General features: G+C 29.9%; 20 protein-coding genes and 6 pseudogenes. 18 read left to right on the plus strand and 8 right to left on the minus strand.

Annotation, left to right across the window (positions count from 1 at the left end; all coding sequences use genetic code 11):
• The first annotated feature begins 20 nt into the window (after positions 1-20).
• Positions 21-3,623, plus strand: coding sequence for a DNA polymerase III subunit alpha (dnaE, locus tag FBE93_RS04325; RefSeq protein ID WP_165434208.1), 3,603 nt, complete (start codon positions 21-23; stop codon positions 3,621-3,623).
• A gap of 12 nt (positions 3,624-3,635) precedes the next feature.
• On the opposite strand, the gene FBE93_RS04330 is transcribed toward dnaE, so the two are convergent.
• From FBE93_RS04330 to FBE93_RS04350, 5 genes are read right to left on the minus strand one after another with little or no spacing between them, the layout of a single operon-like run.
• Positions 3,636-4,268 (minus strand): YggS family pyridoxal phosphate-dependent enzyme, encoded by a 633-nt coding sequence (locus FBE93_RS04330; RefSeq protein WP_002855231.1) that lies wholly within the window; start codon positions 4,266-4,268, stop codon positions 3,636-3,638.
• Positions 4,269-4,303: 35 nt separating this feature from the next.
• Entirely contained in the window at positions 4,304-5,053 is a 750-nt protein-coding gene (flaC, locus tag FBE93_RS04335; protein ID WP_059110905.1) for a flagellin C, read from the minus strand.
• Positions 5,054-5,090: 37 nt separating this feature from the next.
• Positions 5,091-5,561 carry a DUF4149 domain-containing protein gene (locus tag FBE93_RS04340; protein ID WP_002932975.1) on the minus strand — a complete coding sequence of 157 codons (471 nt, stop codon included), beginning with the start codon at positions 5,559-5,561 and terminating at the stop codon, positions 5,091-5,093.
• 12 nt (positions 5,562-5,573) lie between these two features.
• The gene (locus FBE93_RS04345) at positions 5,574-6,389 is read right to left on the minus strand and encodes a HemK/PrmC family methyltransferase (RefSeq protein ID WP_002932976.1); all 816 of its coding nucleotides are present in this window, start codon (positions 6,387-6,389) and stop codon (positions 5,574-5,576) included.
• Positions 6,386-7,573, minus strand: coding sequence for a M48 family metallopeptidase (locus tag FBE93_RS04350; protein ID WP_165434209.1), 1,188 nt, complete (start codon positions 7,571-7,573; stop codon positions 6,386-6,388). Before FBE93_RS04350 ends, FBE93_RS04345 begins: the two co-directional genes overlap by 4 nt.
• Positions 7,574-7,699: 126 nt before the next feature.
• Here FBE93_RS04350 and FBE93_RS04355 point away from each other — a divergent pair, with 126 nt between their 5' ends.
• Entirely contained in the window at positions 7,700-7,885 is a 186-nt protein-coding gene (locus tag FBE93_RS04355; protein ID WP_002932984.1) for a hypothetical protein, read from the plus strand.
• On the opposite strand, the gene mog is transcribed toward FBE93_RS04355, so the two are convergent.
• Both mog and corA read right to left on the minus strand, forming a co-directional pair.
• Positions 7,882-8,424 (minus strand): molybdopterin adenylyltransferase, encoded by a 543-nt coding sequence (gene mog / locus FBE93_RS04360; RefSeq protein ID WP_044305949.1) that lies wholly within the window; start codon positions 8,422-8,424, stop codon positions 7,882-7,884. The genes FBE93_RS04355 and mog overlap by 4 nt on opposite strands.
• Before the next feature lie 20 nt (positions 8,425-8,444).
• Positions 8,445-9,428: a magnesium/cobalt transporter CorA gene (gene corA, locus FBE93_RS04365; protein WP_165434210.1), complete on the minus strand. Its 984-nt coding sequence runs from the start codon at positions 9,426-9,428 to the stop codon at positions 8,445-8,447.
• A gap of 116 nt (positions 9,429-9,544) precedes the next feature.
• On the opposite strand from corA, the gene FBE93_RS04370 reads away from it, so the two are divergent.
• The 7 genes and pseudogenes from FBE93_RS04370 to FBE93_RS04400 all read left to right on the plus strand — a co-directional run bounded on the left by FBE93_RS04370 (position 9,545) and on the right by FBE93_RS04400 (position 15,972).
• On the plus strand, positions 9,545-10,591 hold the full coding sequence (locus FBE93_RS04370) for an extracellular solute-binding protein (RefSeq protein WP_165434211.1): 1,047 nt from the start codon (positions 9,545-9,547) through the stop codon (positions 10,589-10,591).
• A gap of 10 nt (positions 10,592-10,601) precedes the next feature.
• Positions 10,602-11,925, plus strand: a pseudogene (locus FBE93_RS04375) (esterase-like activity of phytase family protein).
• Complete coding sequence (locus FBE93_RS04380) at positions 11,922-12,731, plus strand: alkaline phosphatase family protein (RefSeq protein WP_165434212.1); 810 nt, start codon at positions 11,922-11,924, stop codon at positions 12,729-12,731. Before FBE93_RS04375 ends, FBE93_RS04380 begins: the two are co-directional and overlap by 4 nt.
• Positions 12,728-13,566, plus strand: a pseudogene (locus FBE93_RS04385) (ABC transporter permease subunit). Before FBE93_RS04380 ends, FBE93_RS04385 begins: the two are co-directional and overlap by 4 nt.
• Positions 13,567-14,346: an ABC transporter permease gene (locus FBE93_RS04390; protein ID WP_002878002.1), complete on the plus strand. Its 780-nt coding sequence runs from the start codon at positions 13,567-13,569 to the stop codon at positions 14,344-14,346. It begins immediately after the preceding pseudogene.
• A 3-nt stretch (positions 14,347-14,349) separates the two neighbouring features.
• Positions 14,350-15,339 (plus strand): annotated as a pseudogene (locus FBE93_RS04395) (ABC transporter ATP-binding protein).
• Positions 15,336-15,972 (plus strand): annotated as a pseudogene (locus FBE93_RS04400) (HAD family phosphatase). Before FBE93_RS04395 ends, FBE93_RS04400 begins: the two co-directional pseudogenes overlap by 4 nt.
• 23 nt (positions 15,973-15,995) lie before the next feature.
• Here the strand turns inward: FBE93_RS04400 and FBE93_RS04405 are convergent.
• Positions 15,996-16,751: a basic amino acid ABC transporter substrate-binding protein gene (locus FBE93_RS04405; RefSeq protein WP_002933008.1), complete on the minus strand. Its 756-nt coding sequence runs from the start codon at positions 16,749-16,751 to the stop codon at positions 15,996-15,998.
• Between the two features lie 331 nt (positions 16,752-17,082).
• Between FBE93_RS04405 and FBE93_RS04410 the strand changes: the two are divergent.
• The 9 genes and pseudogenes from FBE93_RS04410 to FBE93_RS08440 all read left to right on the plus strand — a co-directional run bounded on the left by FBE93_RS04410 (position 17,083) and on the right by FBE93_RS08440 (position 24,724).
• A pseudogene (locus FBE93_RS04410) lies at positions 17,083-17,803 on the plus strand (hypothetical protein).
• Positions 17,733-18,968: a hypothetical protein gene (locus tag FBE93_RS08315; protein ID WP_165802701.1), complete on the plus strand. Its 1,236-nt coding sequence runs from the start codon at positions 17,733-17,735 to the stop codon at positions 18,966-18,968. Before FBE93_RS04410 ends, FBE93_RS08315 begins: the two are co-directional and overlap by 71 nt.
• Before the next feature lie 6 nt (positions 18,969-18,974).
• Positions 18,975-19,466 carry a hypothetical protein gene (locus FBE93_RS08320; RefSeq protein WP_207307196.1) on the plus strand — a complete coding sequence of 164 codons (492 nt, stop codon included), beginning with the start codon at positions 18,975-18,977 and terminating at the stop codon, positions 19,464-19,466.
• 28 nt (positions 19,467-19,494) lie between these two features.
• Positions 19,495-19,662 (plus strand): hypothetical protein, encoded by a 168-nt coding sequence (locus FBE93_RS08325; protein ID WP_207307197.1) that lies wholly within the window; start codon positions 19,495-19,497, stop codon positions 19,660-19,662.
• Positions 19,663-19,673: 11 nt separating this feature from the next.
• Positions 19,674-21,704, plus strand: coding sequence for a filamentous hemagglutinin N-terminal domain-containing protein (locus FBE93_RS04420; RefSeq protein ID WP_165434213.1), 2,031 nt, complete (start codon positions 19,674-19,676; stop codon positions 21,702-21,704).
• Between the two features lie 17 nt (positions 21,705-21,721).
• Positions 21,722-21,934 (plus strand): hypothetical protein, encoded by a 213-nt coding sequence (locus FBE93_RS04425; protein ID WP_165434214.1) that lies wholly within the window; start codon positions 21,722-21,724, stop codon positions 21,932-21,934.
• 77 nt (positions 21,935-22,011) lie between these two features.
• Positions 22,012-22,911: pseudogene (locus FBE93_RS08575) on the plus strand (hypothetical protein); the annotation flags it as partial.
• A 123-nt stretch (positions 22,912-23,034) separates the two neighbouring features.
• Positions 23,035-24,381, plus strand: a complete 1,347-nt coding sequence (locus FBE93_RS04440; protein WP_242631492.1) for a ShlB/FhaC/HecB family hemolysin secretion/activation protein — start codon at positions 23,035-23,037, stop codon at positions 24,379-24,381.
• Positions 24,362-24,724: a hypothetical protein gene (locus FBE93_RS08440; protein WP_242631493.1), complete on the plus strand. Its 363-nt coding sequence runs from the start codon at positions 24,362-24,364 to the stop codon at positions 24,722-24,724. The genes FBE93_RS04440 and FBE93_RS08440 overlap by 20 nt, the downstream gene beginning before the upstream one ends.
• Positions 24,725-24,775 lie beyond the last annotated feature (51 nt).

A 24,775-nucleotide genomic window follows, 5' to 3' on the forward strand; every position in this document is an offset into this window, starting at 1 on the left:
TAAAAAACTAAAGGAAGAAAATGAGTCAATTTACACACTTGCATTTACATACAGAATATTCTTTGCTTGATGGAGCCAATAAGCTTAAAGAATTAGCTTTGACTTTAAAAGAGCAGGGTGCCACAAGTGTGGCTATGACAGATCATGGAAATATGTTTGGGGCAATTGATTTTTATCAAACAATGAAAGCACAAGGTTTAAAACCTATCATTGGTATAGAAGCGTATTTGCATAATCACGATGAATTAGATGATAAAAGTTCTCGTCAGCGTTTTCACCTTTGTTTGTATGCAAAAAATGAGATTGGATATCAAAATTTAATGTATTTAAGTTCTCAAAGTTATATTAAAGGCTTGTATTATTATCCACGTATCAATAAAAAGCTTTTGGAAGATTATAGCGAAGGTCTTATTTGCTCTTCTGCTTGCTTGCAAGGTGAAGTAAATTGGCACTTAAATACCTATAGTGAAAGAAATGTGCGTTTTGGTGCAAAAGGCTATGAAGCAGCAAAAGAAGCGGCATTATGGTATAAAAAAGTTTTTAAAGATGATTTTTATTTTGAAATCATGCGTCATGGTATAGGCGATCAAAGAATGATAGATGATGATATTATCAGACTTTCTAAAGAATTAAATATAAAAATCATTGCTACAAATGATACGCATTATACTTTTAAAGAAAGAGCGGCTGCCCATGAGGTTTTTATGTGTATAGCCATGGGAAAAAAACTTAACGATCCTGATAGAATGCGTCATAGTGTGCATGAATTTTATGTTAAAAGCCCTGAGCAAATGAGTGAGCTTTTTGCAGATATTCCAGAAGCTATAGAAAATACACAAGAAATCGCGCAAAAATGTAATTTAGAGCTTAATCTTGGCAATCCCACTCCACCGAATTTTAAATTTACAAGAGAATATGCTAAAGATCATAATATTATCTTACCTGAAGAAACAAAAGAATTTAGCTTTGATAATGATGACATAGTTTTTGAAGAACTTTGTAAAAAGGGACTTGAAGAGAGATTAAAATTTATCGATGAAAGCAAGCATGAAGAATACAAACAAAGACTTGAAGTAGAAATTAACATCATTAAAAATATGAAATTTTCAGGTTATATGCTTATTGTTCATGATTTTATTAAAGTGGCTAAAGATAAAGGTATTCCAGTAGGCCCTGGAAGAGGATCAGCTGCAGGAAGTTTGGTTTCTTATTGTTTAAGGATTACGGATTTAGATCCTATTCCTTATAGTCTACTTTTTGAGCGTTTTTTAAATCCTGAGCGTGTGAGCATGCCTGATATTGATGTGGATTTTTGTCAAGACAGACGTGCTGAAGTGATTGACTATGTGATTGATAAATATGGAGCAGATAAAGTTGCGCAGGTGATTACCTTTGGTAAACTTTTGGCTAAAGGGGTGATTCGTGATGTGGCTAGGGTTTGCGATATGAGTATTCAAGATGCTGATGAGCTTGCTAAACTTGTGCCTGAAGAGCTTAAAATCACTCTTGATGCTGCTTATGAAAAAGAACCTAAAATCAAAGAATTTATCGATCGTCATCCTAAAGGTCCTGAAGTTTGGGAGTACGCAAGAGCTTTAGAAGGATTAAATCGCAATGCGGGTATGCACGCAGCAGGTGTTGTAATTTCTAATGAAAGTTTATGGAAGAAAACTCCGCTTTTTAGACAAAGTAAAAATGATGAAAGGCATTTGGTAACGCAGTATTCTAAAGATCATTTAGAAGATGTGGATTTGATAAAATTTGACTTTTTGGGTCTTAAAACTTTAACAGTAATCAATAATGCGATCAAGCTTATTAAAAAGCGTTACAATAAAGACATTATTTGGGAAACTATAGATGTAAATGATAGCAAAGTTTATAAAACCATACAAAGTGGAAATACTTTAGGGATTTTTCAAATCGAATCAGGCGGTATGCAAAGCTTAAATGCACGCTTAAAACCAGAGCGTTTTGAAGATATCATTGCGGTTCTTGCACTTTATCGTCCAGGTCCTATGGAATCAGGAATGCTTGATGATTTTATCGACAGAAAGCACGGTTTAAAAAGTATAGAATATCCTTTTGACAGTTTAGAAAAGGTTTTAGAGTCTACTTATGGGGTTATTGTTTATCAAGAACAGGTTATGCAAATTGTTCAAATTATAGGTGGCTTTTCTTTAGGAGGTGCTGATGTAGTGCGTCGTGCTATGGGTAAAAAAGATCCTGAGAAGATGAAAAAGCTTAAAACTGATTTTGCAGATGGAGCAGAAAAACAAGGATATGATAGAGCAAAAGCTGAGGATTTATGGGAGCTTATCGTAAAATTTGCAGGATATGGTTTTAATAAATCTCACTCTGCGGCTTATGCGTTGATTACTTTTCAAACAGCTTATTTAAAAACTTATTATCCTAGTGAATTTATGGCAGCGCTTTTAACAAGCGAAGAAAACAATGTGGATAAAATTGCTGTTTATATTGATGAGATGAAAAAAATGAATATTAAACTTTTACCTCCATCGATTAACAAAGCGATCCGTGAATTTAGTGCTTTAGAGCAAGATGGCAAGGATGCTATTATATACGGACTTGGGGCTATAAAAAGTGTGGGTATTCCTGCAGTTGAAAATTTACTTGAAGCAAGACAAGATGGAGAATTTAAGGATATTAATGATTTCTTAGGTAAGATAGATCCTACCAAAATAAACCGTAGAACATTAGAAAGTCTTATTAAGGCAGGGGCTTTTGATGAGTTTGGTTTTACTAGAAAAGCTTTGTTTGATAATATGGAAAATCTTAGCGAAGCATCGCGTAAAATGGCTGAAGTAAGAAAAAATGCTGCAAGTTCTCTTTTTGGTGAAGAGGAATTAACTTCAGGTGTTCAAGTAAATTTTACTCCCAAAAATGAAGAATTTGAAGTGATGGAAAAATTAGGATATGAAAAAGAAATTTTAGGAATTTATGTTTCAGGCCATCCTTTAGATCGATTTTATGAACAAATTAATGCCATAGATTATGTTAAAAGTTTAGATTTTGAAAGTTTAAAAAACAATGGAGAAATTTTAAGTATAGGTAAAATTGAAGATTTCAAATCCATGATGAGTAAAAATAATAAGCGTTATGGTAGAATTGAAATTTTGGATTATTATTCTTCGTTTGATGCTACTGTATTTGAAAGCAATGTGGAAGAAATAGAAAACATCATCAAAGATGAAAATTTAAAAAATAATGCCTATGGTTTTGTATTGGGATTTAAAGCTGAGGGAGGGGAGAAGCCTAGCTTTTTTTTAAAAGCAATTAAAGATTTGCAAAGTCTTGAAGATGGCGAGATTAAAGCTATAAAAAAATCTGGAGCAAAAAAAGATTTCAAAAATAAAGAAGAAAATCATTTTACCGCAGAACCTAAGGAATTTGAAAAAAATATCATAGAGCTAGATTTGACAAGATTGAATAGAGAATTAATCTATGAAATTCATGAAATTGCTAGAAATGCACATAATCCTAATGAAAAAAATAATAAAAAACTTGTTTTAAAAGTTATTAGCGCGGGATCTTGCTTGCTTTATCATACAGATTTTATTATCTCTGATAGTATAGTAGAGGAAATTTCTAATAAATATGCTTAAGTAAGATTGTTCTTACTTAAGATTTTTAAATAAAATGCTTCCAAGTCTTACTAAGTTGGATCCGCATTTTATAGCAATTTCAAAATCATTGCTCATCCCCATAGAGCAAATTTTAGCCCCATGTTTTTGAAGAATTTCATAAATTTTAAATGTAGTTTCAAAGCTTTTGATAATACTTTCTTTATCTTGGCTGTGTGATCCTATGCTCATTACACCACAAAGATTTAGATTAGAGCATTCTTCTTGTATTTGTAAATATTCTTCTACAGCTTGATTTGGATCTAGACCGCTTTTGCTATTTTCATTTGCACTATTGATTTCTAATAAAGTATTTAATTTATAATCAAGTCTTTTGTCCATAGCTTTAGCTATTTTAATACCATTGCAAGAGTGCCATAATATAGGTTTTTGTTTGATTAAGAGATTGATTTTGTTGCTTTGTAGCGTTCCTATAAAATGCCACTTTATGTCTAGTTTTTTTTCATCAAGATTTTCTTTTTTTTGTGCTAGAGCTTGGACTTGATTTTCTCCAAATTCTACTATACCTTGATCAAAAAGCTTTTCAATTATACTTGCATCGACATACTTGCTTGCGGCTACAAGACGAACGTTTTTGGTTTTTTCTAAAATTTGCTCTAAAGTCATTTTGATAAAGAAATAAGCCCTATTTAGGGCTTATATTATTGTAATAAATTAGCAATTTTACTTTGAAGCTGCATGTTGGATTGCGCAGCAACAAAAGCAGCAGCATTTTCTTTTAGATAATTGGCATTAAAATCATTAACATTTTTTGCCATATCATTATTTAGTAAATTATTTTCAGCTGCTTTTGAGTTGATGCTATTTTGAACACTTGCATTAATATTTGATGTGATGGCATTGATACCTGAGCCTATTTCACTTCTTAAACTTCCAAGTTGATCCATAAAATTTGTAATACTATCTTGATTATCTATGCTTAATCCACCTGTTGCTAATGGATTTAAATTTGTAGTTTCAGTTCCGCTACCTACTACAAAATTCATAGTTTGAAAGACATTTTTTCCATTATAAGTTGCATTATTAAAAGAATCATTGATGGATTCTTGTATGCGTGTTGCTTCTGTTCTTAGCATTCCTTTTTGAGAATCATTAAGTGCAGCATTGTTCATTTTTACTGAAAGTTCATTAAGTCTATCTGCGCTTTGAGAGATATTGGTAAGGCTAGCATCTGCAATTTGTAAAACCCCTATAGCATCATAAGCATTTGCGACACCTTGATCTATAGTGCTTGATTGAGATCTTAAAGAATCAGCAATAGCTAAATTAGCACTATCAACTCCACTTATTGCGCGAACAGCTGCAATATTTTCTAAAGCTTTATCGCTAGCTTTTTGTGCACTATTTAAATAATAATTTTGTTGCATCATAGTTGCATCAGAGATCATCATGGCCTACTCCTTCTCTTTTGGATTTATTTATATTTTATCATTTTTTTGCTATTTTAAAGCTTAAGAAATATAAAAAAACTTGCATTATCAAGATGATTTTAATCACCACTTCACTTGCATTATGGATACTGATAAATTCTTGAGTTTTTGTAGCGTTTTCGCCTAAGTTTTGGAGTTCAATTATGGTATTAGTAAAATAAAAAACAAATATTAAGCTTAAAATCAAAATAAGCAAACTCAGCATAAATTTTGAAAATTTTATTTGAAATTTCATTTCATCTTTTATAAGAGAATAAATTTCATATAAAAAATTAACCATTGAAACAAAAATCAGTAAATATCCCATTTTAATAAAAATTTGCGTCATCATTAAGCCACTTTGAAAATGACTCAACACTCCTTCTCCTATAAGATTTTGAGGAAAAAAAATTGTTGGTGCAACAACTATTCCTAGTATGAGTTCAACCCCTATGATGGAGGCAAGTAAAAATAAATTAACAGCTTTCAAGAGTTTCTCCTTTTATTTTTTATCATAACACATATTTGTAAATTTAGCTATAAAAGCACGATTAAAACCTTGTTCATCTTTGAAAAAATCAACAATGAAATTATTTTGATATAAAATTTTTTCCAAAATTTCTTTTTGATCATAACCAAATTCGCAAGCTAAAAATTTAACTTTTTTATCAAGGGAAAAATGTATGATTTCTTCTAGAATTTCATATCCTTTTTCTCCGCCAAATAAAGCCTCTTTGGGTTCTTTTTGCACCCAAGTATCTATAGGATATGAATTTTTAATATAGGGTGGATTTGAAAAAATAAAATCATAATTTTCTTTAATTTGCTTAAAATTACAAAGTTTAAAGTCAATCAAGTGATCGACTTTGTGTAATTTGGCATTCTCTAAAGCTAATTCTAAGGCTTTGGGATTGATATCACAGGCTGTGATTTTTAACCCAAGTTCTTTGGCTAAAACAATGCTTAAAATTCCGCTTCCAAATCCTATTTCTAAAATTCCATTAAAAGTATTTTTTTTGCATAAATTTAAAATTTGAAAAAGTAAAATTTCACTATCGTAGCGAGGGATTAGAACGCCTTTTTTTATCTTAAATTCTAAGCCCCAAAAATCCACTTTTTCAAATATATATTCAAAAGGTTCTCCAGATTTAAAACGCTTTATAAGCTCAAAATAAGGTTCATGATCTATTTGTATATCTTGGTTTAAAAATAACCAAGCTTTATCTTTTTTTAGATATTCACAGAGTATAAATACTGCTTCATTTTCATAACCTTTTAAGCTAGATTTAGCTTCCATAAGAGCATTTTTTATAGTCAAGAAAGAGCCTTGATTCTATCACTAATACTTGGATGGCTGAGATAAAAAAATGTATATATTTTACTTGTTTTGATAAAAGCTTTATTTTCTCTTGCTAGAGCTATCAATGCATTTTTCATATCTTCTTTGCTTGTAACTTTAGCTCCGTGTTGATCGGCTGCAAATTCATTTTTTCTACTTAAGGCATTAAGCATAGGAGAGATTAAAAAGCTAAAAATATTTGCAAAGATAAATAAAAGAGCGAACACACCGCCATTTACTCCTTCTAGATGACTTTCTAAGTAAACAAATTCAGGTAAATTTGCAAAAACAAAAAAAAGTAAAAATATAGTTATAGCACCGTTAAATAAAGCTTTGATAATATCCTTATGAACAAAATGTCCAAGCTCGTGTCCTAAAACAGCTAAAAGTTCTCTTTCGTTTAAGGCTTTTAATAATGTATCAAAAAGCACCACTCTTTTGCTTTTAAAAAGTCCACCAAAATAAGCATTTAAACGTTTATCTCTTTTGCTTGCATCAATAACATAAACCCCATTTGCACTAAACCCACATTGTTTCATCAAAGAGCTGATTTTTTTCAGTAAATTTTCATCGTCTAGTTTTTCCATTTTATTAAAAATAGGTGCTATTAAGGTAGGGTAGATGAGATTTATAATTACTATAATACAAAAGGCAAAAATAAAGGCCGCAATCCACCAAAAAGTTCCAAAAAAATCATAGCAAAAAAGCAAAGCATAAAGGATTAAAAATCCAAATATTAAAGTTAAAATAAGACTTTTTACAGTGTCTTTGATAAAAAGTTTTATAGTCATATTTGAAAAACCATGGGCTTTATCTTTGATAAAACTTTCATAAATACTTAAAGGTAGATTTAAAATACTTGTGATTATTAAAAAAGATAATAAAAATAAAGTATTTTCAAAACGAGTGTTGCTTAAGATAAGCAATTCTTTAAGATATAAAAATCCAAAACCTATCCATACAATATTGATGATTAAATTATAGAAATTGGAAAATAGTTTAAATTTTTCATTTTCGATGGCAATATCTGCTGCATTTTGATAGTCTTTTTCGCTTAAAATTTGAGCTTGTTTGTCTTTTTCTCTTTCTAAGAAACGAATTTGAGCATAGGAAATCCAAGATAAAAGTGCTGTGTAAAGACATAAAATTGCAATTAAAGTCATTATTTTTCCTTGATTGGTTTTTTGTGAATTCTAGCTTAAAATAATGAAATAAAGTTAATAGTTTAAAATCTAAAATAATATTCTTTTCAACTAAATTGGTGTATATTTATAAAAAAGGATTAAAGAATGTTTTTTAAGAAAAAGATTTCACAAAAGCAAAAAGAAAAGCCTAAAATTCCGATCAATGATGTGATTTTAGATGACAGGCTTTGTAAGTTTAAAAACAAAGTACAAAAGATAAGCAAAGATGAAGCTTCGGCAAGTCTGCTTGCTAAACAGTTAAGCAGACTTGTTAGGGCTAATAAATTTTAATTTTGACATTTTTTCTTAGGGCGAAAAACCTTAATAACTTCATCATTTGCTTCTATATAAGCGCCTTCTATCAAATCGATACAGTAAGGTATAGCCGGAAAAACAGGCTCTAGGCATTCTTTTATAGCCTTAGGATTACCTGGTAAATTAATGATAAAAGATTTATTGCGAATTCCTGCACTCTGTCTTGAAAGTATAGCTGTTGGGACATATTTTAAACTTTCTAAGCGCATAAGTTCTCCAAAACCTGGCATCATTTTATCACACACGGCTTCCGTGGCTTCTGGGGTTACATCACGAAGTGCTGGACCTGTACCTCCGCTTGTAACAATCAAATCGCATTTTTTTTCATCTGCTAGATAAAGTAATTTTTTAATGATCAAATCATAATCATCTGGGATTAATTCTTTATGATAAATAATATCATTTTTTATATATAAATTTAACACTCTTTCAATTTCAGCAGTGGCTTTATCTTCGTATATACCACTACTTGCTCTATCGCTTAGGGTTAAAATTCCTATGTTTATTGTATCCATTATTTCTCCTTAATAAATTTTTATAACCATCCTTTTTTCTTGAAAACAACCAAAGGTAAAATGATAGAAATTACCATCACGCCAAGCACTATGGGATAAGCATAGTGAAGTTCAAGTTCGGGCATGAATTTAAAATTCATACCATAAACAGTTCCTATTAAAGTAGGTGGCATCATGGCAACAGTTGCAACGGTGAAAATTTTAATGATTTTGTTTTGTTCTATGTTGATTTGGCTGGCTAAAATGGTTTGGATATTATCTAAGATATTAAGTTGAGAAACACTAAATTCAACCAAAGAATTTAAGTCTTTTAAAACTATAGTGAGATTTTGTTTTATATCTTTATCGATTTTATCGCTTTTTAGCAAAGAAGTCATAGCGCGACGCTTATCAAATAAAGAATCTCTTACCCGCATATTAAGCTCTTGTAAACTTGAAATATCCTTTAGCATTTCATCATAACTATATTCATCTTTTTTTTCTAAAACACTTGTTCTTAAGCGTCTTGCTTCTTTATCTATCCATTCTAGTAAATCCGCATCTTTTTCAACGCGCACTTCAAACATTTTATCAATAATATCAAAACCATCTTCAAAATTCTTTGGACTAGCTAAAATCCTTGCTTGAATTTCTTCAAAAGTGCTAAATTCGTTATATCTTATAGTAAATAAGATATTTTTAGCGGTAGCAAAAGTAACAATTTCTGTGCGAAGCTTGATTAAATTCCTATCTTCTTCATCACTTTTAAGATCTCTTACTAAAAAATGAGCATTGATGGTTATTGTCGCATTATCTTCCCAATATTTTGCGCTAAGCTCTATTTCTTCCCTTTCTTCTTTTGTAGGAAACTCAAGATTAAATTCACTTGATATAAAAGCAATTTCTGCTGCATTTGGATGAAGTAAATCAATCCATAAAATATTTTGTGGTAGTTCTTGACTATCGAGATTAAAATTGATTCTTTGAACTAAAGCATTTTGAGTTTTGATATAAATATAAAGCATGATCGCTCCTTGTTTATGACTTTAAAATTATAACCTTGTTTGCTTAAAAATTAACTTGTTTCTAAAATGTTTCTAAAACTCATTAAATTTCCAAAATATTTTTTGAAAGGAAAAAAATGAGTAAGAAATTTTTCTTAAGTTTAGGTCTTGTTGCTTTATTGTTTTCAAATTTACAAGCTATTGATGAGAATTTGATTAAAGCTGCGCAAGCAGAAGGTAGGGTAAATTCTTTAGCTATGCCTGATACTTGGGCAAACTGGAAGGATGCTTGGGCAGATCTTAAAAATCTTTATGGCATAGAACATAGTGATACAGATATGAGTTCAGCTCAAGAAATTGCTAAATTTAAAGCCGAAAAGAAAAATGCAAGCGGTGATATAGGGGATGCAGGGGCGTCTTTTGGAGAGATGGCGGTTAAACAAGGAGTAGCTCAGCCTTTTAAGACAAGTTACTGGGATCAAATTCCAACTTGGGCTAAAGATAAAGATGGAAATTGGCTTTTAGCTTATACAGGAACCATAGCTTTTATAGTCAATAAAGATGTAGTAAAAGATATACCTAAAACTTGGCAAGATTTGCTTAAGGGAAATTATAAAATTACCGTGGGTGATGTAAGTGTAGCAGCTCAAGCTGTGAGTGCAGTTTTGGCAGCTAATTATGCCTTAGGTGGGGATGAAAAAGATTTAAGTCCTGCTTTAGCTTTTTTTAATACTTTAGCCAAACAAGGAAGACTTGTAAATAATGATGTAAGTATAGCCAATCTTGAAAAAGGTGAAGTTGAAGTGGGTTTAGTTTGGGATTTTAATGGTTTAGGCTATAGAGATAAAGTGGGCAAAGATCGTTATGAAGTTTTAATCCCTGCTGATGGTAGTGTTATTTCGGGTTATACAACTATTATCAATAAATACGCAAAACATCCAAACGCAGCTAAATTAGCTCGTGAGTTTATACTTTCTGATAAAGGACAAATCAATCTAGCAAAAGGTTATGCAAGACCAATAAGAATTGATCATATTACCTTGCCAGATGATATAAAAGCTAAACTTTTACCAAGTGAGCAATACAAAAATGCAAGAGCAATCAAAGATCAAAAAGCTTGGGAAAAAAGCGCTAAAGAATTGCCACAACTTTGGCAAGAAAAAGTTATAGTGGATATGAAATAAAGGAGATTGGATGAAAAAGGTTATTTTAACAAGTGCTATGCTTTGCAGTGTTTTATTTGGAATTCAAGAGCATGAGGCCAATTTAGCAGGGCATATTATCATAGATTCTAAAAGTACAGTAAAACCTCCTAAGGATGCTCCTGATTTTTTTAAAACTTATGGGAAATTTACAAATATCACTAGAGAAGAAAAAATTGGAACTTTTAAATCTAAGGGAAACAGGGAAACAGATTTTTATTTACCTTTTAAAAATCAACCTATACAAGGACATAGTGGGATAAAATATATTCCAAAAAAGATGTTTTTTGGGTGATTAGTGATAATGGCTTGGGTAAAAAGTATAATTCTTATGATGCTATGCTTTATGCTCACGAGTTTAAATTTGATTTTAAAAACTCAAAATACGAACTTTTAAAAACAGTTTTTTTTAAAGATAGTGATAAAAAATACCCTTATCCTATAACCACCGAAACAACCAAAGAAAGGTATTTAAGTGGGGCTGATTTTGATACTGAGAGTATACAGGTTATCAATATGAATTTTATATAGGTGATGAATTTGGTCCTTATTTGCTTCATTTTGATAAGAATGGGAATTTAAAAGAAGTTTTTGATGTGTATGTGGAGGGTAAAAAACTTATTTCTCCTGATAATCCAAGTTTAAAATTTAGCGATAAGCCTGATGGAGAAAATGAGAAATTTAATATCAAGCGTTCTAAAGGCTTTGAAGCTATGGCAAGCTCTAAAGATGGTTCTAAACTTTATTTGCTTTTAGAAGGAAGCATTTATAATAACAACGCTTATGAGAATGAAAAAGGTAAAGAATATCTAAGAATCATAGAATTTGATGTAAAAAATAAAAAATTCACCGGAAAAACTTATAAATATTTCTTAGAAGATAAAAGCCATTCCATAGGTGATTTTAATATGATAGATGATAAATACGGCATCATCATAGAAAGAGATCAAAAAGAAGGCACTAAAGATAAGGCTTGCAAAGAAGGTGAAGATGCTAAGCATTGTTTTAATAATGTAGCTCAATTTAAAAGAATTTATAAGGTTAAATTAGATGATAAAACCCATGAAGCTCAAAAAATTTCTTATATAGATCTTTTAAATATTAAGGATAGAAATAAAATTTCTAAAAAGTCTTTGGCAAATGATAAATTTGTTTTTCCTTTTGAAACCATAGAAGGTGTGGATATAGTAGATGACTCTCATATAGTCGTAGAAAACGACAATAACTTTCCTTATTCTTCAAGCAGAGAACCTAATAAAACTGATGATAATGAATTTATTTTACTTGAAGTAAAAGATTTTTTAAAGAGTAAATGATGTCCAAAGTTATTTTAGTTGTGCTTGATGGCTTAAATTGTAAAAGCGCTAGTATAAATATGGGATATTTAAATGCGCTTTGCAAAGAGAATTTAGGCAAATTTTATTCTTTAGAATGCGAACTTCCTAGTATGTCTCGTCCTTTATACGAGTGCTTATTAACAGGCGTAAAGCCTGTTTTAAGTGGGATAATTAATAATAAATTGAGTTTTTCAAAACAAACAAGCATTTTTGACCTTTGCAAAGAACAAGGCTTAAAAGCTGGAGGCGCAGCTTATCATTGGGTTTTTGAGCTTTATAATAAAAAAGAATTTATTCCTTCTTTACATCGCCATATAGAAGATGAAAATTTAACTTTACCTTATGGACATTTTTATTATGAAGATGATTATTTAGATTCTCATTTATTTGCAGATGGGGAGCATTTAAGAAACAAATATAATCTAGATTTTACTCTTATACACTCTATGAATATAGATGATGTAGGACATAAATTTGGCTCACACTCTATTGAGTATGCTAATAAAACCAAAAAAGTTGATAATTTGATTTCTGAGTATTTGCCTACTTGGTTAGAACAAGGTATTAATGTAATCATCACAAGCGATCATGGTATGACAGAGGGTAAAAGTCATGGAGGCTTAAGCGAAGATGAAATTTTAGTGCCTTTTTTCACTTTTGGTAGTGCTTTTTCGTATGAAAATGCCAAGATAAAACAGGATGAAATTTGTGGCAGTGTCTGTGAAATTTTAGGACTTAAACACGATAAGAGATATAATGATGAAATTTTAAAGGCCAGAAAATGAAAGAAAAATTTCTAGCCTTTTTAAGTATTTTACCTTTTTTTATAGTTTTTACTTTTTTTATGATAGCACCTTTGATTTGGATTGTTTTTAATGCTTTTTATGTAGAAGAGGATGAAATTTATTCTTTAGCCAATTTTATACATATTTTTGAGCCCAAATTCTATCTACAAAGCATTATAAATTCTTTACAAATCAGTTTTATTTCTAGTATTTTTGACTTTTAATAGGGCTTTTGGCGAGCTATTCTTTATTTATTTTAGCTCCATCAAAAATATGTAAATTTCTTTTTTCTTTAAATACCATGATAAGTAATTTTTCAGGAGTTCCTTTAGCTTTTGCTTTCATTATAGTTCTTGGAAGCAATGGTGTAGTTAATGTGTTTTTGAAAAATTTAGGCATAGAGCCTTTTGTTAGTGTTTATGCTAATTTTGGGGTAAATATTGTTTATGTGTATTTTCAAATTCCTTTGGCAATCTTGCTTTTGCTTCCAGCTTTTAAAAGTCTTGAAAATTCACATTTAAATGCTTGTAAAATGTTAGGTGGAGGCAATTTTTTATATTGGTTAAAAATAGCTTTGCCTTTGCTCGCTCCTGCTTTGTTTGGTGTTTTTGTGATTTTATTTGCTAATGCTTTTGGAGCTTATGCGACTATTTATGCTTTAAGTTCGGGAAATTTTAATGTCGCTCCTGTAAGAATCGCTGCTTTAATCGCAGGCGATATCAATCTTGATCCTTATATGGCTAGTGCTTTAAGCATCATTATAACTATTATCATGCTTGTTGTTACCTTTATAGCCAATTTCCTTTCTAAAAAATATAATTTTAAGGTGCTTTAAATGAATGAAAATTTGAGTTTAAAAGCTAAAATTTATCATTATGCAGTTTTGTTTTTGGTTTTTTTATTTTTAGCTTTGCCTTTAATGGCTACTTTTTTATATTCTATTTCCACTTCTTGGGGTGTAAGTGTTTTGCCTGATGATCTTACGCTTAAATGGTATCAGGAGCTTTTTCATGATGAAAGATTTTTACTTGCTCTTTGGCATTCTTTGCTTGTTTGTGTGGGCAGTATTTTACTTTCTGTGATTCTTGTTTTCCCTTTGGTTTTTGTGTTAAATTATTATTTTTTAAAATTAAAAGCCTTTGTAAATATACTTATTATCATGCCTTTTGCTGTACCTCCTATAGTTAGCTGTGTAGGGCTTTTGCAACTTTATGCTGACAATATAGGAGGCACAGCTTGGATACTCATTTTTACTTATTTTACTATAGCTTTGCCTTTTATATATAGGGCTTTAGATAATGCTATATCTAATGTCAATTTAAATGAACTCATCGCATCTAATGCTATGCTTGGAGGTTCTTTAATGGGAGCGATTTTTAAACTTGTCTTGCCTAACTTAAGAAATGGAATTTTGGTGGCAGTTTTTTTAAGTTTTTCTTTTTTAATAGGTGAATTTTTATACGCAAATATTCTTGTAGGAAGTGCTTATGAGACTTTACAAGTTTATCTTTATAATATCAAAAATCAAAGTGGGCATTATTCTAGTGCTTTGGTAATAGTTTATTTTGTATTAATTTTTATAACAACTTTTATAGCTAGTTTGATTAAGGAGTGAAAAATGGCTTATTTAAAGATTAAAAATTTTAAAAAAGTTTATGGGGATAAAATTATTTTCGAAGATATTAATTTTAGTGCTAAAAAGGGTGAGTTTATAACCCTTTTAGGTCCAAGTGGCTGTGGAAAATCCACTCTTTTAAGGTGTATAGCAGGGCTTAGCCAAATTAATGGAGGAAAAATTTCTTTAAATGATAAAGATCTTACCAAATTAAGTCCTCAAAAAAGAAATATAGGTATGGTTTTTCAAAATTACGCTCTTTTTCCAAATCTTAACGTTTTTGAAAATGTAGCTTTTGGCTTAAAGATCAAAAAAATGGATAAAAAGGACATAGAAAAAAGAGTGAAAAAAATGTTAAAACTCGTCAAGCTTGAAGAATACGCTAAAACTTATCCACATAAGCTTTCAGGCGGACAAATGCAAAGAGTGGCTTTAGCAAGATCTTTGGTGACTAAATCTGATTTACTTTTACTTGATGAGCCTTTATCGGCACTTGATGCTAAAATTCGTAAACATTTAAGGGTGCAAATTAAAGAAATTCAAAAAGAACTTGAACTCACAACTATTTTTGTAACGCAGGATCAAGAAGAAGCTTTAGAGTTATCCGATAGGATTATTTTAATGAATGAGGGTAAAATCATACAAAATTCCAACGCAAACAATCTTTATCTTTTGCCAGAATCTCATTTTGTGGCTAGCTTTATAGGAAATTAGAATATTTTAAGCCCTAAAGAGCTTGATAGCTTGGGTTTAAAACACGATTTTAAAAAAGATATAGCCTTGCGTCCTGAAACCATAGAAATTTCTAACGAAGGCTTAGAGGCTAAGATCAAAGAAAAATCATTGCTAGGCAATATTATACGCTATAGGGTTAGAGTGCAAGAAATTGAATTTAAGGTAGATACTTTAAATTTTAGCACTCATAGTACTTGTGAAGCAGGTGATAAAATCGCTTTAAAATTCAATCTTTCTTTAGCAAAAGAGTTAAAATGAAGCTTGTTTTATTTGATTTAGATGATACTTTAATACAAGGCGATAGTGCTAAACTTTGGCTTAAATTTTGTGTTGAAAAAGGTTTTTTACCTCAAGAATATTTAGAAAAAATCGTTTTTTATCAAAAACAATATCAAGAAAAAAGCTTGATATGGATGAATTTATGACTTTTTTCTTCAAAGTGTTAAGGGTAAAAATGAAGATAGAATTTCATCTTTAGTAGATGAATTTATAAAAATTTATATAAAACCTTATGAAAAAGCTAAAGAACTTATAATCAAATATCAAGATCAAAGGTGTATTATAATTTCAGCTACGGCTGAATTTTTAGTTAGAAAAATCGCCTCTTTTTTGGGAGTGAGAGAAAGCATAGCCATAAAATGTGAGTGTGTGGGTGATAAATTTAGTGGAAAAGCTTATGGGATTTATAGCTTTAAGGAAGGCAAGGTTTTAAGACTTAAGGAATATTTGGGTAAAGATTATGAAAAATGGATGAAAGATTCTTATTTTTTTAGTGATTCTATCAATGATTTACCTTTACTAGAGTCTGTTAGCAAAGCCTTTGTATGTAATGGTGATGAAAAAATTTTAAAAATTGCAAAAGAGAGAAAATATGAAATTTTAACTTTTTAAGCTATAAGCGTGAAAATTCACGCTTATTCTAATTCATATTTTTTAATTAAAGTATCATAAAATCCATCAGTTTTTGCTTCATCTATGCCTTTGTTAAATATTTCAATAATATCTTTTTGTTTATTTTTATCAAAAGCAAAACTAAAGCCTTCCCCTCCATCTGTTTCTTGGTAGAAGCTTACCAATTCTGGATTTTCAGCTAAAAAACCTTTAGCAGTATCTTGATCAGCTACAATAGCATCGATTTTGTTGTTTTTTAGTGCTAAAACAGCTATGTTTAAATCTTTATTGCTTTGCACTTGTGCATTTTTGATAGCTTTTGCAGTATTTTCTTGTAAAGTTCCTAGTTGAACTCCTATTTTTTTACCTTCTAAATCATTCTTTGTTTGAAGAGAGTCATTGTTTTTTAGCTTAAGATAAAGATTTTTACTCATATAGTAAGGTTTGGTAAAATCAACACTTTGTCTTCTTTTGTCAGTTGCACTCATAGCTGAGGCAATCATATCGATTTTGCCAGCTTTTAAAGCAGGAATCAATCCATCGAAATTGGTTTCAACCCAAACAATTTTAATACCATTTTTTTTGGCAATCTCTTCAACCAAATCAGTATCAAAACCTGTAAGTTTTGAGTTTTCTTTATAATTAAAAGGTTTATAATTTGGAGCAGTTCCAACCTTTAATTCTACACTTGCATTTGATTCTTTATTTTTAGAATCACTACAAGCACCTAAAAATAAACCAACTAAAGCAACTAGAGCAATGCTTAATATTTTTTTCATTTTTTTCCTTTGATATAAAATGTTTTAAAATTATACTTATTTTAAATTTATATTTAATTAAGTCTGGATCAATTTTTAGAAAAGTTACATTAATGTTGTGCTTTTAGATAATATTTAAATAATTATAAAAGTATTTTTTTAATATTTAAAATAAAATTTTATTTAAGAATATATTAATATAAAATTTGTTAAATTTTCATTAAATTTAAATATTGAAAAATAAAATATCAAATTAATATTTTATTTTATAATCAACTCAGGACATACGGGATAGTGTTGCAAATAATCAATTTGCGATAAATCAAAAGGTTTTATTTTAGTGAGAAATGAGATGAAAAAATATTTTAATATTTTTAAAATTTTTACAAATAAGACAAATGCAAAATTTGGCTTGGGCGTTTGTAGTGTGGTTTTATCTTCTTCGGTTTGTTTTGCGGCGGTTCAGGCTACAAGCAAGGATGGAAAAATTTTTTATATTTCTGAACATTCTTTTAAGGATAATCAAGTTTATGATCCTCAAGCAGAAATTTTTAAAAAAATTAATGGAAAAAATTTCTATGCTTCTAAGTCAAAATACCCTATATCAAATTTAACTATGATTTATAATAACCCTAAATCTGGAAATAAAAATTTATCCAAGCTTGAAATTTTAACTCCGGATACTTCAAAAGAAGAGATCATAACAGCTTTTAGCACTTTAGGAACCGTATCTTCAGATACTCAAGCCGTTCCTAGTTCTTTTATACCTTTTATTGTAACAGCTTATGCTTAAAATACAAATGCAACAAATAATAAACTTATATTAGAAAATGGAGAATTATCTTCTGTGTATTTTTGCAAACCAAGCATAGGGGATTGTGGAGTGCCTAATAATTCTCAAAAAGGCGATCGTTTTAAGTATTTAATTACTGCGGCGTTTACTGACAAGGGGGGGGGGGATTTAACAATCAAACCATTTTAAAAGAAAACTCCTATATCAATATGGGTGTAGAAAATATCTACACCTTGCCTTTAAATGGAGCTCCTTATATTTCAGGATCTGTAGCTTTTGATGGTGAAGCTAAGGACAATAAATTAATCTTAGAGTCAAATACAAAAATTGACCTTCATAATTCCCAGTATTTTTCAGATGAAGAAGGTAAGGATATTTATGATGAAAGAATTACTCGTTTAATGGGAGCTTTTGGCATAAATTCTAATTTACAAAACAATAAAGTTCTTATCGATTCAGCTAATATCGTCCTTCATGGGCCAGATGGTGAGTATACAGCTCGTTCAACCTTTGAAATTTTGGGTGCTTTAGCTGATGTAAATAATCTTAAAAAATACAATGTAAGTAAAAATTCTGTAATAATTAAAAATTTAAATTTAGATTTAATGGTAAATTCGCAAAATAAAATAACTTTTTATGATGCTGTTTTATTTGGAGAAATTTACGGTGGAAGAACATTACAGGGTAATGCAGAGAAAAATTCTATAGAAGTTTATCATTTTAACTCATTAGATCATCTTAATAAAAACATTAAAACACATGCATCGTTAAACCTCTATGCTGGGTATTCTAACGATGGTGAAGCTAATGGAAATAAAATTGTATTTCGCCTTAAAAAACCTTTAAAAATCAGTGATAATTTTTATGGAAAAAATTATTACAATCTTTACGGAGGTTTTGCTACAGAGGGTGCGAATTTTAATGTTATTGATATACAAAATGATTTAACCTATGAAAAAGTTCCACAAAATTATTCTGATAAATTTACTGTATATGCGGCAAGAACTTTAAGCGGAAAAGCAAATAATAATACCTTAAGTATAAAAGATTCTGTTATTTCATTGCCTTTATATGCTTTTATTACAAGTGAAACTACGCTAGATGGTATAGACTATATCGCTGATGAATCAAGTAATAATGAAGTAAATTTTGAAAATATTAAATCATCTAAAAATTTAAGTTTGATGATCAATGCTAAAAATGTTTCAAATAATAAAATAAATTATAATCTCATTCAGAGTTTAACCGAAGCGAGTTCTTTAGGAAAGGGTTTAAAAATTATTTTAAAAGCAACTCAAAATGCAAACAACAACCTTATAAAGCTTAAAGATTGTTCTTCGGCTGCCGTGGAAAGTTCGTGCATCATAAAAGCAGATAAAGAAAGTGCTTTTAATAAAATCATCATCAACAACACAGCTTTTAGTACTGCCTCAGATAAAAGATAAGGTTATGTGGGGTTGATAGCTGGAGTGTTTGCAAATTCTCATGATAATATCATGGAACTTGTTAATTTAAATATAGATGAGTATAAAAATCAAGATGCTATATTTTTAGCTCCATCTGGAACTTCGGATATTTCAAATTTTAAATCTTATAACAATACTTTATATTTAGGTGGAGAGTTGAATTTCTTTAAAGATGTAAATATCGATTTGCTTTCTGGTTCTGTTTTTCATGAAGTAAATAAAAAAGGTAAAATAATCACTCAAATTCTACCGCATCAAGAAGATTTTTCTAAAAACAATCGTTTGATTATAGATACTCAAGATGTCAAATCAGAAGTGGTAAATAACTTTGAAAATTTTACTTTTATTTTACCAAATAAAATAAAAAATCCTATCTTGACTATAGAAAAACTTATCAATCTTCCTGCAAATGGAAGTATGGAAATTCTTACTAAAAATAAACCAATAAAAGGAAAATATATTCTCATACAAAGTTGATGTTGGAATTTATAATGGTGATAATAGATTGTTAAATCAACAAGAATTAGAAAATTTGTTAGAAAAAATGAAAAATAATAAAAATAAATTTAATTATAACAAGATAGAAAAGTTGGCTAAAAGTACATTGAAAAATGTAAATTTTAGCTTTGAAGTTTCAGATGATGCAAAAATAATTTATATCAACATACTTTAAAGGAGAGTAACATGAAAAAGATGAGTAAACATATAGTTTTATCATTTGCGGTGAGTTCTTTACTCTTTTCTCAAGCTTATGCTTTACCACAAGGAGGTAAATTTACTCATGGTACAAGTGGGACTATCCATACCTCTGGAAATACTGTAACGATTACAGGAAAAGGACAAAATCATGTTATCCAATGGGGTGGTGGTTTTAATATAGGACAAAATGAAAGTGTAAATTTTAACGGCAAAAATCAAAACTACCTAAACATTGCTTATCAAAAAGATGCTTCTAAGATAGACGGAGCTTTAAATGGTGGGAATAACAATATCTTTTTGGTTAATCCTATGGGAGTTTTGATTGGCAAAACAGGAACTATCACTGCGGGAAAATTTGTAGCTAGTACGACGCCTTTAAGTGATAATAATGTCAAAACTTTTTTAGAGAAAGGAGCTAGTTTTTCTCCAGCATTTGATGTAAGCAAGCAAGGAAATATTATCAATCTTGGAAAGATTAATGCAGATAATATTGTTTTAATAGGAAATAAGGTTGAAATAGGAGTAGGTGGTAGAATAAATGGAAAAGATGGAGCTAGCAATGCTAAAGAAGCTCACCTTGTAGGAAATTATGTTTATGTTAGTGTAGGAAAAGATAAAGAGAATAAAAATACTATTAAAATTGATAAAGATGGCTTCAAAGGTACGGCTATTGTTGAGGGATTTATGCAAAGGGATATGACAAGTTTTGCAAATGATAAATATCAATTTGGAGATTTTGGTAGCATAAAGTCACAATCATATGATTTTTATAGAGCTATTACTATAGGAGGGCATTACTATAACAACGGACAAAATATAAATCATTATATGAATGCTAATGAATGGAAGCTTTTTGCCGATGGTTGGAATAGCGATGCACTCAATGGAGATATTTTTAAAGACGGTTTAACCACAATTCGCCTTATGAGCGATATTGATTTTTCATATTTAACTAGCAATGGAAAGCAAATAGCTATTGATCCTGTTGGCGCCAATAAATATGCTTTTAGTGGTAATTTTGATGGTGGGAATTATACTTTAAAAAATATACTTATCAATGCTCAAAACACAGACAAAGGATGGAATACTGGTATTTTTGGTAAAGTTGAAGGAAAAGATGGTAACAATAAGGCTAAAATTTATAATCTTAATGTCGATGGTTTGAAATTTAGTGGAAAAACAAATTCTGGAGGAGCTTTTGTTGGGCAAAGCTCTAACGCAGATTTTAGCAATATTCATTTAAAAAATATTGGAGATTTAATTTTCTTTGACCCAAATTCCAAAAATAGAACCGATGGATTTCTTTATGGTGGTGGTTTTGTAGGTTATGCCAAAAGTGGTTCTAGTTTTAATCGTATTAGTTTAGATAATTTTTTTAAAATAGCACTACAGCCAGAGGGTAAATTTAGTAGTGCGTATATTGATATTTACTTAGGTGGTTTTGCTGGCTATTCAGAAGGTAGTAATTTTTCTAATATTTTATTAAACAATATTGGCGGAGTAACGATTTTAGGTTCAGAAACAGGTGGCAATATTTTTGCAGGTGGTTTTGTGGGTTATGCTGGAGATAAATCATATTTTTCTCAAATTGATTTAAAGAATATAGGCAGAATTTATGGTATCGTAGCTGAAGGAAATAAATTTGTTAAACATACTGCTGCAAGTGGTTTTGCTGGGGCTGTAAATGGAACTAATTCTTTTGAAAAAATTTCTTTAATAAATTTTGGAGATATTATTGCGAAAAGAGGATATGTTTGGACTCCTGATGGAATTGCTTCAGATAAGCTTTTTAATGTTGGATCTGGTGGATTTATTGGAATTTTAAATCCTCTGGATAAAGATATACTTTATGTTGGCTTTAAAAATATTTTAATTAATTTTGATCAAAAAATGCAAATTTATGCTAAAGCCGGAGATGGTGTCGGTGGCTGGTTTGGCAATGATTATAATAATTATGAATTTAATGCTGCAGGTGGATTCTTAGGGGGCTTTTTAATTCTAGAGTTGGAGATGTAAATTTTAATAATATCCAAATGAAATTTGGAAAAGAAACAAAAATAAAAGTTCAAAAATATAGAACTAATAATAAAGAGATGTTTCAAGGTTTATTTATGGGATATTTTATTAAAGATTGGTGGGATGGAATATTAAAAACAAACAATATTTTCGTATACTATGAAAAAAATTCTCGAGATACTTACGCTGGTTATTATGATGTTAAAGGTAAATTTTTGGAGAGATTTTAAATGATTCTGCTCTTGCATATGGAAGAGGCTTTGAATTTTATGATTATAATATAAAAAATAAAGTTATTAATGAAGCAATGGTTGGATTTTTAGAGAATCAAGGAGGGGTAGTTAACAAAGATTATAACAATGGATATGTTTCTTATTACGATGGTAATGCAAAAATTACTCCAGAAGTACCTGATTTTAAAGATCCTGTATTATCCAAAAATGACTTTGATCCAAAATTACTTCAAAGAATTTTAGATGATTTGATGAATGGAAAATACACTTATGATTTTGATACCAAAACTTGGACTTACGTAGATAGTAAGGGTGTGGTAGGAAAAGATGAAGCCAGTGAGATCACTCAAAGTTTAAATTTCTTAAATGCGTTTAAAGATACTAAAATGGAGCAAGAATTTGTAAATTTGTGGAAAAATTCCCAAGATCAAAATTATAAAAATTATACCAATCTTTATAAAAATGGACGCAAAAGAAAACTGCTATGCATAAAATCAAAACCGGCGAAGGTTATTTCGCTAGTTTTAAAGAAGAATTACAAAAATACCAAGAAGTCTTAGCTCAACTTGACAAAGAAAATAAAAACTATGAAAAAATCAAAGAATCAGGCTTAGTTAGCGATGAAACACTTAAAGTTATGTATGAAAAACTTTTAGAACAAAAAGAAGCTCTTGAAAAGCAGTTTGCGGATCTTAGTGGAAATGAAGGATTTCACTATAAGCTTGAAAATGAAATTCTAAATTCTCAAGGTTTTTCTATAAAAGGTAAAGATGTAGATGATAAAGCATACACTGGAAATTATAAATTCGAAGGAAAATTAGCTTCATTGCCAGAAAAACCAAATATATCTATTTATGAGCCAGATAAACAAGGGGGGTGAAGATCCAGACAAACCTTCTGTATTGCCGCCTGAAATTCCTGAAAAGGTTGTAGAAGCTCCTATAAAAATTCAAACCGAAGTAGACACAAAAAAAGAAGAAGATGATGATCAAGTGGAAATAGGAGAAGCAGATGCTAGAAGTAGTGGTTTGCGTTGTATTGTAAGTGATAATTTTAAGACAATGGACATTTGTGTAAATGCAAAATAGGAAATAAAAATGAGAAAAATTTTAGTTGTTTTAGTCTTATTGCAAGTATTTTCACATGCTGAAGAGCTAAATAATAATAAAATAAGAGAGCTTATAGAAAGCTCTCCTGAAGCAAATGAACCACAAAATAAAAATTTAAAAAATACATTAAAAAATCAAAAAAGCCCTGTAAATTTTAAAGAGCAAAATACTACAAATATTACAAATTCACAAACTGATCAAAATGAAGCTAAGGTTTTTGTAAGAGAGTATGTTTTGCATATCGATAATAAAGATTTGACATTTAAAAAATTAAGAATTAGCGAAAAAGAAATTCAAGATGCAATAGCTGAATATCGCAACCAAGAGTTAAGCTTACAAAATTTAAAAGATATAACAAACATTATAGCTTATTATTGTCAAGTAAGTGGCTATCCTTCGGCAACTGCTTATATACCACCGCAAGATTTAAGTTCTAACAAAGTGCAAATTAACATAGCTTTTGGAACTTTAGGAAAAGTAATCATTAAAAACAACTCAGGTGTGAGGGATTATGCTTTAGAGAGTAAATTGAACAAAAATCTTAAAGGGAAAGTTATCACAACTAAAAATGTGGAAAATGAAATTTACAAAATCAATGAAATATACGGAATCCAAACCAATGCTAATTTACAATCAGGTGATGGTTATGGAGAAAGCGATGTTATTATAGAAGTAAACAAAGGTGATAGTGCAACTTTAACTTTATACTCTAACAACTATGGGACTAAAGAAACAGGTCGTTTTAGAGCAGGAATGAGTCAAAGTTTAAACAATATAGCAAGACAAGGGGATAGCTTAAATTTTTATCTTCAAGATAGCGATGAAAATCAAATAGATTATGGGATTAATTATAGTACTTTTATAGGAAATTTAAAAATTACTCCATTTGCAACTCAAGGACATTATGTTCTTGGTGGAATTTATAGAAATCTTGGTTTTTATGGGGACTCTATGAATGTTGGGGTAAATTTTTCTTATCCTGTGTTTTTATATACCGAGTATTCTTTATATCTTGTTTCGGGTTTTACTCATAAAAAGATTAAAGATTATTATCTTGATGGTTTAGTAAGTAATGAAAAAGCGAGCAATAGTGTAAATTTAGGCATAGAAGGAACTTGTAAAGGTTTGGAGAATAATGTCCTAAGTTATACCTTAAATTTTACATATGGCAATGTTGAAAATGATGGTGATTCGTCTGGATTTAATGGAGTAAATTTAGGAAATTTTGGAAAAATGAATTTAAATTTAAGCAACGAATATCAATTCCAAGAACGCTTAACTCACATTTTTCAACTCAATTATCAAAAAGTTGTCGGTGGTGCTGTTATTAGATAGTAGTGAATCCGTGTCTTTAGGTGGACCTTATGGTGTGCGTGCTTATTTAGAAGGCGAGGGGAGTGCGGATAATGTTGTTTCTGGCACCTTAGGAATAAGATTTCAAACACCTTTAGAAGGGCTTTACTTGACTCCTTTTTATGATATAGGATATTCTTGGTATGAAAATAAAGAATATCAAAGCGAAAATCATTATTTTATGGATGCAATGGGTATGCAAATACTCTATACAAGAAGTGCTAATTTTTATGTAAAAATGGATGCTGCAAGAGCTGTTCATCGGTTTAAACACGATGGAGAACATCGATCAAGAGTTTATGTAAGCCTAGGAAAATACTTTTAACTTTGGGGTGATTGGAGAAATTTCTACCCCCCCCCATTTTTCAACCCACCA

The organism is Campylobacter sp. CFSAN093229, from assembly GCF_011068225.1.
Taxonomy (GTDB): Bacteria; Campylobacterota; Campylobacteria; order Campylobacterales; family Campylobacteraceae; genus Campylobacter_D; species Campylobacter_D jejuni.

Coding starts and splice junctions, on each gene's coding strand:
- dnaE (WP_165434208.1), top strand. CDS start 21: ATGAGTCAATTTACACACTTGCATTTACATACAGAATATTCTTTGCTT.
- FBE93_RS04330 (WP_002855231.1), bottom strand. CDS start 4,268: ATGACTTTAGAGCAAATTTTAGAAAAAACCAAAAACGTTCGTCTTGTA.
- flaC (WP_059110905.1), bottom strand. CDS start 5,053: ATGATGATCTCTGATGCAACTATGATGCAACAAAATTATTATTTAAAT.
- FBE93_RS04350 (WP_165434209.1), bottom strand. CDS start 7,573: ATGACTTTAATTGCAATTTTATGTCTTTACACAGCACTTTTATCTTGG.
- FBE93_RS04355 (WP_002932984.1), top strand. CDS start 7,700: ATGTTTTTTAAGAAAAAGATTTCACAAAAGCAAAAAGAAAAGCCTAAA.
- mog (WP_044305949.1), bottom strand. CDS start 8,424: ATGGATACAATAAACATAGGAATTTTAACCCTAAGCGATAGAGCAAGT.
- corA (WP_165434210.1), bottom strand. CDS start 9,428: ATGCTTTATATTTATATCAAAACTCAAAATGCTTTAGTTCAAAGAATC.
- FBE93_RS04370 (WP_165434211.1), top strand. CDS start 9,545: ATGAGTAAGAAATTTTTCTTAAGTTTAGGTCTTGTTGCTTTATTGTTT.
- FBE93_RS04380 (WP_165434212.1), top strand. CDS start 11,922: ATGATGTCCAAAGTTATTTTAGTTGTGCTTGATGGCTTAAATTGTAAA.
- FBE93_RS04390 (WP_002878002.1), top strand. CDS start 13,567: ATGAATGAAAATTTGAGTTTAAAAGCTAAAATTTATCATTATGCAGTT.
- FBE93_RS04405 (WP_002933008.1), bottom strand. CDS start 16,751: ATGAAAAAAATATTAAGCATTGCTCTAGTTGCTTTAGTTGGTTTATTT.
- FBE93_RS08315 (WP_165802701.1), top strand. CDS start 17,733: ATGGGTGTAGAAAATATCTACACCTTGCCTTTAAATGGAGCTCCTTAT.
- FBE93_RS04420 (WP_165434213.1), top strand. CDS start 19,674: ATGAAAAAGATGAGTAAACATATAGTTTTATCATTTGCGGTGAGTTCT.
- FBE93_RS04425 (WP_165434214.1), top strand. CDS start 21,722: ATGAAATTTGGAAAAGAAACAAAAATAAAAGTTCAAAAATATAGAACT.
- FBE93_RS04440 (WP_242631492.1), top strand. CDS start 23,035: ATGAGAAAAATTTTAGTTGTTTTAGTCTTATTGCAAGTATTTTCACAT.